Below are 15,652 nucleotides of genomic sequence, written 5' to 3'. Positions count from 1 at the left end.
GGAATCAATAGCGATTCCTTAAAGAGTGAGCCTCTCTGCTCACTTTCATCATAAGTTCTTATTACAGAGAATCCGTTAAATCATTTCTGAACAAATTATATAGCAATTTTTTCAAAAACTCTAGTTTTATCGTTTGAACCTTTTACCAGCTAGCTTTGATTATTCATAACCATTTCCATTTATCCATCCACTTTCACTTTCCTCTTCTTAGTTTCCCCCTCCAACTCGGGAGTAATCCATAAATTCTCGATTGGATGGTTTTATCTCATTTTCACCATACATGACGCATTTTAATTCCTTTTTCCTTATCATGCTAAATCTATTTCTACTAAATCTCAATTTGCAGATTCATTATCATAAAAAAACGAGGATATCCCATGGGACATCCTCGATCTTTTGTAGTCAACTTCTACCTATTAACGTTTGTTCAATTCAACAAGCAAAATTTTGTTTACTAGCTGTGGATTGGCTTGTCCTTTTGTCGCTTTCATAATTTGGCCGACAAGGAAGCCAGTTGCTTTTTGCTTACCCGCTTTAAAGTCTTCAATCGATTGCGGATTGTTATCAAGTGCTTCATTTACGATTTTCGTAAGTGCACCTTCATCCGAGATTTGCACTAAACCTTTTTCCTTCACAATCGCTTCTGCATTTCCACCATTTTCAACAAGCTCTTTGAATACGGTTTTGGCAATTTTAGATGATATCGTTCCGTCTTCGATTAACTTAATCATCCCAGCAAGTGTTTGAGGTGTAAGCTCGATGTCATGGAGTTCTTTTCCTTCGGCATTAAGATACGCTGAAAGTTCTCCCATTATCCAGTTGGACGCTTGTTTCGGATCTGCTCCTTGCTCAACCGTCGCCTCGAAGAAATCAGCCGATTCTTTAGTCACAGTTAAAACAGCCGCATCATATTCTGGCAGTCCTAGCTCTTCTACATAGCGTTTTTTCCGTGCATCTGGAAGCTCAGGTATTTCAGCCGCGATCCGCGCTTTCCATTCTTCGTCAATATGAATAGTCAGAAGATCCGGTTCTGGGAAGTATCGGTAATCATCAGAACCTTCTTTCACACGCATTAGAAGTGTTTTTCCCGTTGATTCATCAAAACGACGTGTTTCTTGTTCGATTATCCCACCTGCATTTAACACTTCAGCTTGACGAATTTCTTCATATTCCAATCCTTTGCGGACAAAGTTGAATGAGTTCAAATTCTTCAATTCTGTTTTTGTTCCAAACTCTTTTTGTCCAACAGGACGCAAGGAGATGTTTGCGTCGCAGCGCAATGAACCTTCTTCCATTTTACAATCCGATACACCTGTGTACTGGATAATCGATTTGATTTTTTCCAAATACGCATAGGCTTCCTCAGGTGATGTAATATCAGGTTCTGAAACAATTTCAACGAGTGGTGTACCTTGGCGATTATAGTCGCAAAGAGAATAGCCATCGTTTGTATGTGTCAACTTACCTGCATCTTCTTCCATATGAATGCGTGTAATGCCGATTTTCTTTTTCTTTCCACCAACTTCAATCTCAATCCAGCCATGTTCACCAATTGGCTGATCGAATTGAGAGATTTGATACGCTTTTGGGTTATCCGGGTAAAAATAGTTTTTTCGGTCAAATTTCGTAATTTCCGGTACTTTACAGTTTAAAGCGATCGCAGCCTTCATGGCAAAATCGACAGCTTGTTTATTAACAACCGGTAGGGTTCCAGGATAACCAAGGTCAATCACGGTCGTATTCGTATTTGGTGCCGCCCCAAAATGGTTCGGGCTTGCAGAGAAAATTTTTGAATCTGTTTTTAATTCAACATGTACTTCAAGGCCAATTACCGTTTCATAGTTCATCTTATTCACCCCTTACAACTTTGGAAATTGTTTATGAAATTCTGTCGCTTGCTCAAATGCATGCGCAGTACGATAAATAGTGCTTTCATCAAAATGCTTGCCGATAATTTGTAGACCAAGCGGCAACCCATTGGAGAATCCACATGGAACGGATATTCCTGGAACACCTGCAAGGTTCACAGGGATCGTTAAAATATCATTTGCATACATTGTTAATGGATCCGCAGTGTTTTCACCAATTTTAAAAGCTGGAGTTGGTGTTGTCGGCCCAATAATTACATCATACTTCGCAAATACATTTTCAAAGTCCTGCTTAATAAGTGTGCGGACTTTTTGTGCTTTTTTATAATACGCATCATAATAACCAGAACTTAATGAGAATGTTCCAAGCATGATTCTGCGCTTCACTTCGTCTCCGAAGCCTTCTCCACGTGTTTGCTTGTACATTTCGATTAAGTTCTCAGCATTATCTGCACGATATCCGTAACGAACACCGTCGAAACGTTGTAAGTTGGCGGATGCTTCCGATGAAGATAGCAAGTAATAAGCAGCAAGCGCATATTTGGAATGTGGTAAAGACACTTCTTCCCACTCAGCACCTAATCCTTCTAATACTTTTAACGCAGAAAGTACTGAATTGCGGGCAGCTTCACTAACCCCTTCTCCGAGATACTCTTTCGGAACAGCAATCTTCAGTCCTTTAACATCACCTGTTAAAGCATTCACAAAGCTTGGAACTTGCACATTTGCTGAAGTTGAATCCATCGGGTCTACACCTGAAATAGCTTCTAGTAAATAAGCATTATCCTCAACCGTACGGGTAATCGGCCCAATTTGATCAAGAGATGAAGCGAATGCAACAAGCCCATAGCGAGATACTCGGCCATAAGTTGGTTTTAATCCAACGACGCCGCAATATGCAGCTGGCTGGCGAATCGAGCCACCTGTATCCGAACCAAGTGAGAACAGAACTTCACCAGCAGCAACGCTAGCAGCTGAACCACCTGAAGACCCTCCAGGTACATAATCCGTATTCCAAGGGTTGCGAGTAGCTTGAAAAGCTGAGTTTTCATTTGAAGAACCCATCGCAAATTCATCCATATTCAACTTGCCGATTGTTACCGTTTCCGCTTGTTTAAGCTTCTCCGCTACAGTCGCATCATAGATTGGATCAAAGTTCTCCAAGATTTTGCTCGCACATGTTGTACGTAAATTCTTAGTCACAATGTTATCCTTCACACCGATTGGCAGACCAAATAACATACCAGATTGTTCGCCACGTGCAAGTTTATCATCTAATTCCTTCGCTTTTACCCGTGCACGTTCTTCATCCAATGTTAAGAAAGCCTTCACTTGGCTTTCTACCTGTCCAATTCTTTCATATGATTCGTTAACAAGGTCTGTTACTGATAGTTCTTTTTTATGTAAACGTTCATGCAGGTCCGAAACCTTATGTTCAAACAACGACATCTATATCCCTCCCTAATCCCTTACTTGCCTTCCATAATGGATGGTACGCGAATATGTCCATCCTTGCTGTCTGGTGCATTTTTCAATACTTCTTCTACAGGCAGCCCTTTTTGTGAAATATCTTCCCTCATAACATTTTGCATATCCAACACATGAAAAGTTGGTTTTACTTCGTCTGTATCAAGTTCATTCAATAGCTCCGCAAAGGAGATCATAAGATCCAGTTCCTTTTGCATCTTCTCAGCTTCCTGCTCTGTAATGCCTAAACGTGCCAAATGAGCAACATGTTTAACTTGCTCCATTGATATACGTGACATTCTCTTCACCTCCATTGATGATTCAAAAGACTGCATAATTATGCTATATTCTCTATTTTTTCATTGAATTCCGATCATATTTCCGAAAAAACAATTATTTAAATAATATCAGACTTTTACGCCCTAAAGCAACACTTCCAAGTACAGTAAATGGCTAAATATCTGTTCGTTTTCCATTCAAGAAAAAAACAGGTCGAATTTCGATATTTTTACAGATAAATACACAAATATTGTCTGGGAAATAATGAAGTAATTTGACGAACTTTGGTATTTATATGAAGAAAGCAGACCCAGCCTATCTTCAGAGTCTGCCTACCTTATCTTATTTATAAATATGAACATACGGTTCACTATCACCTGGCTTACGAGTAATTAGCGCTTCTGGACCATTTACTGATGTAATAGAAATCTGAATGGTAATATATTCATTAAAGTGGTTCATGATAAGTCCCGTTACATATTGTGTAAACCCAATCGCTTCTGTATTTCCATAAAACTGAATGGGAATATCAATATTCAATTCCTTTAGCTGTTTATTCACATAAAATGCTCGACCAACAACTCCATTAAAGTTTGGAAAATAATTTTCTATATCCTGTTTAAAGTTTTTAAATGACCTTACATCGTCACGATACTCTTTTTCAGCTGCAGTAGAGGGGAATAAATAGTACTCTTCATCAACATTTTCCCATTTCCCAATCGTACTTTTATTACCATCTACGTGGGAATAATAAAGAAAATTCCCTGGGACAACTGAGGATTTTTCTCTTTGTTCAAACAGTGCAATCGTGATAGGTACATCGTTCATCCCTTTTTTTTCACGTAATCGTTGCACGACTTTTTCAGCAATTGCCTTACCTTGCTTCTCTAATTCATTTTGATTAATCTTCGTTTCATACGTAGCGCCATAAGCTTCTTTTTGATAATAATAAACAGAATTAAGAGCCAGTCCAATGACAACTCCGCCTAAACTAACCGTTTTGTCCTTGTTTTGCACTAAATAATCATGTTCAAGAATATTTGCTAAATAAATTGGATTCTTTTCACTGCGGTTTGCAATATCGCCTTTACCCGTATCAATTGGGTTGAGGCCTAGATTATCCTTTGCAGCCAATTTCTTTTCTTTCAGCTGTTCTTCCGTATATTCTCTTCTAAGCCATTTATTAATCAGTTTCCCTTCAAGAATTTGCCCTTCACTGAAAAAATACTTGTCTGGACTAAAATTCTTCTGAGCTATTCTCATTAAACCAGTTTCAAATTCCTCGATATCATAGCGCGTATTTAAATTGGATACAACCAGCCCGCGTGCCTGTGACTCTTTAAAAGGAAGCACCGTTTTATAATAATCCTCAGAAATTTGATAATTCGGCACAATCGCTTTTTCCGTACTATTATCCGTTTCACTCACGACCTCTTGCTCCTTATCAAATTTCGGAGCACACCCGGAAAGTAATAAAGCCAATACGATTCCGAGGAAGGTGATGTTTTTCATTCTAACACCTCTATTTAGTTAGTTCTGCGATTAATTTCTCCTCGCTCCATACTTCAATGCCTAAGCTATCTGCTTTTGTTAGCTTAGATCCGGCAGCTTCTCCTGCAACGACTAAATCCGTTTTCTTACTGACACTTCCGGCAACATTTGCACCTAATGCTTCTAATTTCCCCTGAGCTTCACTCCGCGTTAGTTGATGCAACTTGCCAGTCAGTACAATTGTTTTCCCAGCAAAAAAGCTATCAATTTGATCAACTGCGACAGGTCTCGCTCCTTTATACTCGAGATTTACTCCCGCTTTTAACAGCTCAATCATCAGCGCTTGAACTTCTTCTAGGTCAAAATAGGCGACAATGGAGTCTGCCATCTTATCCCCAATTTCATTTACGGCCGTTAAATCTTCATGATTGGCACTACTCAATGCGTCAATTGTAATAAATTCTTGGGCTAATGTTTTCGCTGCCTTTGCCCCAACATGGCGGATGCCCAAACCAAATAATAGTTTTTCTAATGAATTACTTTTGGAGGCTTCGATTGCTGCGATAAGATTATTGACGGACTTTTCACCCATCCGCTCTAAGCCGAGTAACTGATCATATGTCAATTTATATAAATCGGCAACATCAAATATGAGTCCTTCACTAAATAATTGACTGATTACTTTTTCGCCAAGGCCATCGATGTTCATCGCATTACGAGATACAAAGTGAATCAACCCTTCACGAATCTGAGCCGGACACTTTGGATTGATGCAGCGAAGGGCGACTTCCTCTTCAAGTCGGACAAGCTCACTTTCACATTCAGGGCAATGCGTTGGCATGTTGAATTCAATCTCTTCTCCGGTACGTCGATCTACAAGGACATTGACCACTTCAGGGATGATATCTCCAGCTTTCTTTATGATGACTTGATCACCAATTTTGATATCTTTTTCCCGTATCAAATCTTCATTATGAAGACTTGCTCGCTGAACTGTTGACCCAGCTACTCTAACTGGCTCAAGTAAAGCAGTAGGTGTTACCACTCCTGTCCGCCCGACACTAAGTTCAATATTTAACAGCGTTGTAATCACTTCTTCGGCCGGAAATTTATAAGCAATTGACCAACGAGGACTTTTCGCTGTCCTTCCTAATTCCTCTTGTTGTTGCAGTGAATTCACTTTAATCACAATGCCATCAATATCATATGCCAGGTTTGGGCGCCTCTCTACCCAGCTCTCTACATATTCTAATACTTCTTCAATCGATGCACACGTTTTTCGTTCTTGATTCGTTTTAAATCCAAGACGGTCCAGCAAATCAAGACCCTCACTATGAGATTCAACACCAATATCCTCTAAGTTAGCAATCGCGTATAGGAAAATATCCAGTTTGCGTTTTGCTGCAAGCTTCGGATCAAGTTGTCTAAGAGAGCCTGCTGCTGCGTTTCGGGGATTAGCAAATGGTTCTTCATTTTGTTCTTCCTTCACCTTGTTCAATGCTTCAAATGACTTCTTCGGCATAAATGCTTCACCGCGAACTTCGATTGTATAAGGTTCTTTAAGTTTTAATGGGATGGACTTAATTGTCTTGAGGTTTTCAGTGATATCTTCCCCAATTGTGCCATCACCGCGAGTAGCCCCAAGCTTAAAGTACCCATTCTCATATTGAAGCGTAATAGCAAGTCCGTCGATTTTCAATTCGCATACATAGGAAATCGAGTCACCAACCGCTTGTCGCACTCTTCGATCAAAATCCCGCAAATCTTGTTCGTTAAATGCATTACCAAGACTCAGCATGGGACTTGTATGTTCTACCTTTTCAAACATTTCGAGTACGGCCCCACCCACGCGTTGGGTCGGTGAATCTGGTGTTCTCAATTCAGGAAATTGATCTTCGTATTCAATTAATTCTCTTAGAAGTTGATCATATTCTGCATCTGAAACAGACGGCTGATCCAAAACATAATATTCATAACCATATTGATTCAATAACGTTTGTAATTCAGTTATTTTTCCTGCTGCTTGCTGTACGTCCATATATCCAGTCCTTCCTCTTATACTTTTTCAATGGGTGCAAACTTAGCAAGCAAACGTTTAATTCCAGTTGGGCTTGGGAATGCAATGTCTAATTCTTTGCCTTCACCTTCACCTTTTACACTGACAACCGTTCCCGTTCCCCATTTTTTATGGGCAGCTTTATCGCCAACCTGCCAACCAATTTCGTCTCCACCTGTTGCATTCGGCTGAGCAACCACTTTTCCAAATGAAGGTGTACGTCTTGAACCACCTGAATGTATTGGTTTTGAAGAATGTAAGGCTGATTTTTTGGGTTTTGGTTTCATATCTTCTATTAGTTCTTCTGGAATTTCAGCAATAAAGCGCGAAACAGGATTCATATTCGTACGACCAAACAATGTTCTCATTTGGGCATTTGTTATATACAACTCTGATTCTGCACGAGTGATACCTACGTAAGCAAGCCTACGTTCTTCTTCCATTTCTTCTTCGTCCATAAGTGAACGGCTATGCGGGAATACCCCTTCTTCAAGCCCCAGTAAAAATACAACTGGAAATTCCAACCCTTTTGCAGAGTGCAAGGTCATGAGCGTCACTGACTCCTGTGCTTCTTCTGTATCATCTAATTGATCAATATCGGCAACTAATGCAAGGTCGGTTAAAAAGCCAACTAAAGATTTATCGTCATTACTTTGTTCAAACGATTTAGTTACAGATAAAAACTCATCGATATTTTCTAAGCGGCTTTGTGACTCAATTGATTTTTCTGCTTGAAGCATTTCACGGTACCCTGTTTTTTCAATCACTTCTTCTACAAGCTCGGTGACAGACAGATATTCTTGCTGATTCGTATAGGCATGGATTAAATCACGGAATTCACGTGCTGCCTTTGTGATCTTCGGACTTAGGCCAATCATGTCAATATCCTGCAGTGCTTGATACATCGAACCATCTGTCATTGCCGCATAATCAGCAACCTTATCAAGAGAAGTAGCCCCGATTCCTCGTTTTGGTACATTAATGACCCTACGTAAACTGATATCGTCATCTGGATTGGCAATCAATCGTAAATAAGCTAGGATATCCTTAATTTCTTTACGATCGTAGAACTTAATTCCGCCCACAATGGTATATTGCAGATTAGATTTTAATAAAACTTCCTCCATAACCCGTGACTGGGCGTTTGTTCTATAAAGGATTGCAATATCAGATAACTTTCTGGAACTGTCACGAATCATTTCATTAATCTTTCCAGCAACAAACTGTGCTTCGCCTTGTTCACTATCAGCACGGAAATATCTGATTTTATTCCCATCCATATTTTCCGTCCAAAGGTTTTTCGGCTTCCGATTTCGGTTATTATCGATTACTTTATTTGCTGCCTCTAAGATTTTCTTTGTTGAACGATAATTCTGTTCAAGGAAAATCATCGTTGCGTTTGGGTAGTCTTTTTCAAATGATAGAATGTTCGCGATATCCGCGCCACGCCAGCGATAGATGGATTGATCGCTGTCCCCAACTACACATAAATTGCGGAATCGTGAAGCGAGAAGCTTAACGAGCATATATTGCGCTCGGTTCGTATCTTGATATTCATCCACGTGAATATACTGGAATTTCCGCTGATAATATTCAAGAACCTCAGGTACACGCTGAAATAACGTGATGGTCAACATAATTAAGTCATCAAAATCACATGCTTGATTCTTTCTGAGCCGTTTCTGATATTCCGTGTATACTTCCGCTGCAACATTTGTATAGAAGTCACCGGCTGTTTTTTGGTATTCCTCTGGAGTTACGAGTTCGTTTTTTGCTGAACTGATTGTTCCTAAGAGAGCGCGATAATCATATTTTTTAGGATCGAGGTTTTTGTCTTTCAAGATTTGCTTAATAACTGATTGTTGATCGGTTGTATCTAAAATGGAGAAGTTTCGATTATATCCGATGCGATCGATATCACGTCGTAAAATCCGCACACACATGGAGTGGAAGGTACTGATCCAAATCTCATCTGAAGCTCCGCCAAGAATGCCCCGAATCCGTTCTTTCATTTCGCGTGCTGCCTTATTCGTGAAAGTAATTGCCAAAATATTCCACGGCGCCACTTCTTTTTCTACCATTAAATAAGCAATTCGATGCGTAAGCACCCTTGTTTTACCACTTCCCGCTCCAGCCATGATGAGAAGCGGTCCATCTGTTGCCTTCACTGCCTTTTGCTGTTGCTCATTTAAACCTTTTACTAACTTTTCCGCTAAAAATTGCATGAAAGCACCACCTTGCGAACGTTTGTTCTTTTTATTATACTATAGTCTTTCTCTATTTAAAAGAGTCATTTATTTCACTGCTGGAACTGTCTCAAGTGCCGCCTTTACATTGTCATAGATAATATTCCCTACTACGACAACATCAGCAAACTCTGCCATTTCTTTTGCTTGAGCTGCTGTTACAATTCCTCCGCCATAGAAGAAAATAGTCTCTTTTAAGTTTTGTTTCACCTTCTTCACTACTTTTGGATCGCCGTACATCCCACTGTATTCCAAATAAAATATCGGCAGATGAAACATTTTCTCTGCCATCATGGCATATGCAGCAATATCATCTTCATCAAGATTCGTATCTGCATCCGTCAGTTGAGCTGCTTTACAATCAGGATTTACAATGCAGTACCCTTCCACAAACATCTCAGACCAATCCATAATTTCACCATATTCCTTTACAGCCTGCTGATGTAATCTCATCATCCATTTTGAATCTTGGCTGTTTAGAACACTTGGAATGAAATACAAATCAAATCCAGGAGTAACTGTTTCAACAGATGATACCTCAAGAATACAAGGAACTGTGTAACGACGAACTCTTGCCATCAAATCTAACACATTTTCAAGGGTAACGCCGTCTGTTCCCCCAATTAGAATAGCGTCAGTTCCAGATTCACAAATACTTTCTAAATCTATATCATTTATTTCTTTATTAGGATCTAACTTAAACACATGCTTCCACTTCCGAAAATCGTACATCTTATATCCTCCATTATTATTTATCATAGCCCCATTATAGCATTAAGATTTTTGATAAAAAAAGATTTATAAGAAACGATAGCCCAGAATAAGAAGACGAGTAGGAAAGAAGATTTTGCGGTTTAGAAGAAGCACTTTACGTGCCAATCATGATTTGACACATAACGAACCAAAAAGAATTTGCTCGATCCGGAATAAAAATATAAAGTAGCAACTTTCATTTAACATATCTTGACAGATCAAGACCCTATAACCAATCGTACCCTTGAGATACACAAAAATTCATTATAAAAGAAAGATAGCCTCAAAAGTCATAATCAGAAAAAAACAAATAAAAAAGCCAGGGAAAACTCTCCCCGACTCTTTCTGAAGACACAACAGCATTCATCGAACTGACTTGCTTATTCTTCTTCTACTGGCTCTTTCTTAATTCGATCCAATGCCATTGTATAGGCATCATTTCCATAATTTAAGCATCGTTTCACACGCGATATCGTCGCTGTGCTTGCACCTGTATCGGTTTCAATTCGATGATATGTTTTACCTTCTTGGAGCATACGTGCTACTTCAAGACGCTGTGATAGCGATTGTATTTCATTAACTGTACATAAGTCGTCAAAGAAACGATAGCATTCTTCGAGATCTTTTAGTGATAATACGGCTTCGAAAAGCTGATCCAGACCTTTTCCCCTTAATTTATCAATTTGCATAGTTTTGCCCCCTAGTTTTCTTGAGCACCGAGATGGACAAGCTGGCTAATTCCCGGCTTATCCGGCAAAACATTCACCCACGTTTTGCCTGGTACGAAACCAACTTCTTTTCCATTTTCCACTGGAACAATTCGGCCTTCGCTATTTTTCCATTGAATTTCATTCCATTTGCCTTTTTGCAGTAGATACGCCTTACCACCCGCATTAAAATCAATATCGCGTCTTCCAACACTATCTATGACCTTATGAGGTGCTTCTATAATAAAGATATTGTCTATCTTAATCGGCACTTCATCTTCATATTCAATCGTTTGTTGATTATTAGAATATCTGGAGTACGTTTCTGATTGTTCATCATACAAAAATTCTACATCAAATAAGGATGCCCCATAAGAAATCTGAACAAAAGAAGCAGGTTCACCTTGTAATAGTTCCATTTCGGATTTCTCCAAAAATGTAAAGGCTTTAGGCTTTTTTGTCAAATCATATGAATTCTGCTCAGCACCTCTCTCGATGTTTTCAAAAGAAATATAGGAATTATGAGGTGCTTTTCGTTCACTCGAACGTTTAAAAAGCGTTCCATCATACTCTAATCCATTCAAATGATCAATATATCCTTGATCAAGCATCTCTTTAGCATCTGGGCTATTCCCGTGACATACATAGACACAATCTAACCCTTTTGCTAATTTAATAAAGTAATCTCGAGCGCTGCGAACCGGTCCAACTTCTTTTGGCATTTCACTTTGAAAAACGGCTAGGAAACGTGTTACTTCTGCTTCCGCATACATTTCGTAGACAATATCTGCTTTTGAAAGGCCTGATTGAGGCCGTGCTCTCGGGTGATTATTAATCATTACAGCTATCGCCCTATGTTCTGTATCATCGTTCGTTGCAATGCCTGTTAAAGGGAAAATGTTTGTATACTGATCGCTGTCATCTGGTTCTTGAGTCGTTTCATCTTGCCCGACAATTTCACTTGAAGAATTGTCAATTGGTCGCTCGCTCATAGCTTCTTTTTTTAGACAGCCACTCATCAATAACAGAACAGCAAACAGAATAAGCGGTAAACTTTTCTTCATTCCTGTGCACTCCCTATCAGTTTCCAGGATATTTTCTTTTAAATAAGTCTTCTTTTACATTTTAACGCATTATTGTAGGAAAGAGAACTGTTTTATTCATAATATCATACATTCCCGTTGGGGTTACACGGATATATGGAAGATGTGTAGCTGAGAAAAACAACAATGTGTATATTGGATCTGAAAATACATATCCTCTATCCTGAAGCAGTTGTTTCAATTCCTTTTCCTCTTTAATTAGCTCTGGCATTGTTTTGTCAGAAATCAGTCCTTTTAACGCTAAGCGCATTTCAAAAATGATTTTCCCTTGCTCAGCAATTACAATTCCTCCACCAATTTCCTTCATCCTCTGAAAAGCAAGAAGCATGTCATCTTTTCGTTTTCCAATTAGAACAATGTCTCCCGTATTTGAATATGTGCTTGCAAACCCGCATAATTGATTGGCAAAGCCTTTAACCATCGTATTAATTCTCCATTCTCCGCCACGGTCCACCATTACAAAATAACACTCATCATGTTCGAATGACAGATTTCCATCAGAGTAATCCGATGTAATCGAGTATGGTTTCGTAATCACATCATTGACCATTTCAAAACCGAATGGCATCGAGAACTCTAAATCATTACTGTCCAATTCCCAATCTAACTGTAACTCTCCGAATCCATATTCATCCCAATGAACAACAGACGAATCTTCAAGCTCCACCCCATCACGTTTCACCCATTTCCCTTTCGCTAGAACAGAAACAGGAGCTGGATCTGTCTCACATTGAAGGAAATTAATATTAGCTACTCTGCCTGTTGCAATATTTCCATGTAAGTACTCAATATTATAATAGCGGGCAACATTAATGGTAGCCATATTATATGCATCTATAATCGGAACGCCCTGTTCAATTGCGATTTTAATCATCGTATCAATGAAACCCTTCTCATGAAATGAAGGCGATGAACCATCCGTCGTAAAGAAAAAATTGTCGTATTGATCGATCCCAAGCTCATGAATTTCTTTCAATATATTTTCCAAGTCCGGTCGGATTGAAGAATTTCTCAAGGAAACCGTGTACCCTTGCATCAATCGAGACAACACTTCTTTTCCAGTCATGGCTTCATGATCACAATCAGCTCCGAATAGCATCATTTTCGCTAACGTTTTTTCCGATGCTCCTGGGAAATGACCTTCTATCTGCTTTCTCATTCGCTTTGCCTCTTGAATCCAGTGAAGCATCATGTCATCCCCAGCAAGCAGCCTTGGCCATGCAGTTAACTCCCCGCCTTGCAATACGGCATCATGCTCGAGCCATGCCTTTACATCCCCATGGGTAAAAATTGTTTCTTCATTACGTAGTTCAGTTTGCCCATCAAACCTGCACCACCAATACATACTCGCCGGGATATTTCGCAATTCTTTCAATAAAGAAAACGCTTTCTTTTTTTCTAATTGCAAAAACAAAACCAGGTTATCATTAATTAATGTCGTTGTCCCAAAATACGATGCATAACGAGCTAACGTCTGGGGATTATATAATTGAAATGGATGAGAATGGGGCTCAATATAGCCTGGAACCAATAAGTTGCCCTGGCAATCAACGATTTCGCAATCATCTAATTTGTCGGGAAGATTGCCCCCTACATAGACGATGCGATCATCATAAATCCAAATATTTGCTTGTATCCACTTTCGTAATGACTGATTTAAATACGTTGCATTTTGTAGGAGAATATGTGGAGCTCTGTTTCCGTCTAGTACATCAACATGCTCTCGCAAATGTTTATTCTTCCATCGATAACGTTGCTCTAACAAGAGAACCCCTCCATTTTATTAGATTTAATTACTATATTTATGTTAAAAAATCATGTAAAGAATTAAAAATAAGTAATATTCACCCATTTTTATTATCCTAACACATTTAACAAGTTAATACATTAAAGTTTTGTTGAATAATGTGAATAATTTGTGAAAGGGGTTTGTCTAGCATGAAATACAAAACCAATATCAGTATCCCAAACGCGTTACTCAGAATCACTTGTGGCTTTACTCTTTTAGCATGGTCAATTTCAAAAATGTCAAGAAAACCGTGGAAAGAGTCCTATTTAGTTGTGGCTATGCTTTCTAGTATGAAAATTGGAGAAGGAATTCTTCGTTTTTGTCCTTTTGTTGCTCTTTATGAAAAGTGTCAAGGAACGTTAAGCTGGGACCATAACATCATCAAAAAAGGGGTGCCCTTATTGGCTCAAATGGGGATGGGGAATGATCTTATCTCAGATCATGAAAAAACAGAAAGTTAAAAAGAAAGTACCCCAATGAAGGTCAGACATCGCACGAAGCAAAAGGTCAGACCCGCAACAATTAAATTCAGTATAAGATACGTGTAAAAAACACTACATACTGTTTAGAGTGCGAGGTCAGACCTTTGTGTTTTGATTATTCGGGGTATCTTTTATTTGGCAACCAAAATGGCGCGGTAGCCGATGTCTTTTCTCCAGAATAACTCTTGATTATGAATCTTCTCTAATTCTTTGTAGACCTTTGTTTGTGCACTAAGAAGATCCGTTCCCTTTGCAGTCACAAGCAGTACTCGACCGCCGTTTGTCGTGTAGTCACCTTTATCATTCTTCGATGTTCCTGCGTGATAAATGTCGACATCCTCACTTAATTCCCCTAAACCGGATATCGGTGCCCCTTTAACATATGCGCCAGGGTAACCAGCTGCTGCGACCACAACCCCAATTACAGGTTCATCGTCCCATTCAAGCTCATAGTCCTTCCCGTTCAAGACAGCAAGTAGCGTATCAACAAAATCATTTTTTAGTCTTGGCAGGACAACTTGGGTTTCTGGATCGCCGAATCGTGCATTGAACTCAATCACTTTTGTTCCCTTATTCGTGGCAATTAAGCCAGCATATAAAATGCCTGTGAAAGAGCGTCCCTCAGCAACAAGTGCTGCTGCTGCAGGTTTTACAATTTGTTCGACTGCCGCAGAAACCATGTCTTCTGGAATTTGAGGAACAGGTGAATACGCACCCATTCCACCTGTATTTGGACCAGTATCGCCATCATAGGCCCGCTTATGGTCTTGAGCGATGACCATCGGGTATACCTTCTCCCCATTTACAAAAGCCATTAATGAAAACTCCTCACCTTCAAGGAATTCCTCCATGACAACTCGTGCAGAAGCCTCACCGAATTTCTCATCAACTAACATTTCATGTAATGCTTCCAGTGCCTCTTCCATTGTGTGGGCAACGACTACCCCTTTCCCAGCTGCAAGTCCATCTGCCTTTATCACAATTGGAACACCAATTTCAGCTAAATAGTTTTTTGCTGACTCGATATCTGTAAATGCTTCATATGCAGCAGTAGGAATTTCATATTTCTTCATTAAATCTTTTGCAAAGGTTTTACTACCTTCAATTATGGCTGCTAGTCTATCAGGTCCGAATACCTGTAAACCAGCTGCTTTGAAATCATCGACAATTCCATTAACCAAAGGTGTTTCAGCTCCGACAATCGTTAAGGAAACATCCTGTTTTTTAGCGAAAGCAATCAGTTCCTTATGATTATTTTCATCGATTTGAACAAGCTCCGCAACATCCTCCATCCCTGGATTACCTGGAGCCGCGAATACTTGACGAACATTCTTGCTTTCGGATAGTTTCTTTGCTAGTGCATGCTCACGACCACCCTTGCCAATCACTAACACGTTCATGGAATCACCTC

General features: G+C 39.4%; 12 protein-coding genes. 1 reads left to right on the top strand and 11 read right to left on the bottom strand.

Annotated features, from left to right (window positions below; all coding sequences use genetic code 11):
- Positions 1–416: 416 nt before the first annotated feature.
- The 10 genes from gatB to AC625_RS01720 all read right to left on the bottom strand — a co-directional run bounded on the left by gatB (position 417) and on the right by AC625_RS01720 (position 13,735).
- Positions 417–1,847, bottom strand: a complete 1,431-nt coding sequence (gatB, locus tag AC625_RS01765) for an Asp-tRNA(Asn)/Glu-tRNA(Gln) amidotransferase subunit GatB (protein WP_049679721.1) — start codon at positions 1,845–1,847, stop codon at positions 417–419.
- Between the two features lie 12 nt (positions 1,848–1,859).
- On the bottom strand, positions 1,860–3,317 hold the full coding sequence (gene gatA / locus AC625_RS01760; RefSeq protein WP_049679720.1) for an Asp-tRNA(Asn)/Glu-tRNA(Gln) amidotransferase subunit GatA: 1,458 nt from the start codon (positions 3,315–3,317) through the stop codon (positions 1,860–1,862).
- A gap of 20 nt (positions 3,318–3,337) precedes the next feature.
- Positions 3,338–3,634 carry an Asp-tRNA(Asn)/Glu-tRNA(Gln) amidotransferase subunit GatC gene (gene gatC, locus AC625_RS01755; RefSeq protein ID WP_049679719.1) on the bottom strand — a complete coding sequence of 99 codons (297 nt, stop codon included), beginning with the start codon at positions 3,632–3,634 and terminating at the stop codon, positions 3,338–3,340.
- Positions 3,635–3,956: 322 nt separating this feature from the next.
- Positions 3,957–5,126 carry a CamS family sex pheromone protein gene (locus AC625_RS01750; RefSeq protein ID WP_049679718.1) on the bottom strand — a complete coding sequence of 390 codons (1,170 nt, stop codon included), beginning with the start codon at positions 5,124–5,126 and terminating at the stop codon, positions 3,957–3,959.
- Between the two features lie 10 nt (positions 5,127–5,136).
- Positions 5,137–7,143 (bottom strand): NAD-dependent DNA ligase LigA, encoded by a 2,007-nt coding sequence (gene ligA, locus AC625_RS01745; protein ID WP_049679717.1) that lies wholly within the window; start codon positions 7,141–7,143, stop codon positions 5,137–5,139.
- Positions 7,144–7,160: 17 nt separating this feature from the next.
- The gene (pcrA, locus tag AC625_RS01740) at positions 7,161–9,386 is read right to left on the bottom strand and encodes a DNA helicase PcrA (protein ID WP_049679716.1); all 2,226 of its coding nucleotides are present in this window, start codon (positions 9,384–9,386) and stop codon (positions 7,161–7,163) included.
- A 69-nt stretch (positions 9,387–9,455) separates the two neighbouring features.
- The gene (pcrB, locus tag AC625_RS01735; RefSeq protein WP_049679715.1) at positions 9,456–10,139 is read right to left on the bottom strand and encodes a heptaprenylglyceryl phosphate synthase; all 684 of its coding nucleotides are present in this window, start codon (positions 10,137–10,139) and stop codon (positions 9,456–9,458) included.
- Positions 10,140–10,540: 401 nt separating this feature from the next.
- Positions 10,541–10,849, bottom strand: coding sequence for a YerC/YecD family TrpR-related protein (locus tag AC625_RS01730; protein WP_049679714.1), 309 nt, complete (start codon positions 10,847–10,849; stop codon positions 10,541–10,543).
- 11 nt (positions 10,850–10,860) lie between these two features.
- Complete coding sequence (locus tag AC625_RS01725; protein WP_049679713.1) at positions 10,861–11,931, bottom strand: DUF3048 domain-containing protein; 1,071 nt, start codon at positions 11,929–11,931, stop codon at positions 10,861–10,863.
- 61 nt (positions 11,932–11,992) lie between these two features.
- Positions 11,993–13,735, bottom strand: coding sequence for an adenine deaminase C-terminal domain-containing protein (locus tag AC625_RS01720; protein WP_049679712.1), 1,743 nt, complete (start codon positions 13,733–13,735; stop codon positions 11,993–11,995).
- A gap of 173 nt (positions 13,736–13,908) precedes the next feature.
- Here AC625_RS01720 and AC625_RS01715 point away from each other — a divergent pair, with 173 nt between their 5' ends.
- Positions 13,909–14,220, top strand: coding sequence for a YgaP-like transmembrane domain (locus AC625_RS01715; RefSeq protein ID WP_049679711.1), 312 nt, complete (start codon positions 13,909–13,911; stop codon positions 14,218–14,220).
- Between the two features lie 152 nt (positions 14,221–14,372).
- Here AC625_RS01715 and purD read toward each other — a convergent pair whose 3' ends face one another.
- Complete coding sequence (gene purD / locus AC625_RS01710) at positions 14,373–15,641, bottom strand: phosphoribosylamine--glycine ligase (protein ID WP_049679710.1); 1,269 nt, start codon at positions 15,639–15,641, stop codon at positions 14,373–14,375.
- Positions 15,642–15,652 lie beyond the last annotated feature (11 nt).

The sequence above is a fragment of the Peribacillus loiseleuriae genome (assembly GCF_001183985.1).
GTDB classification, from domain to species: domain Bacteria; phylum Bacillota; class Bacilli; order Bacillales; family DSM-1321; genus Peribacillus; species Peribacillus loiseleuriae.
This window is presented reverse-complemented; position numbering and strand designations above follow the sequence as displayed.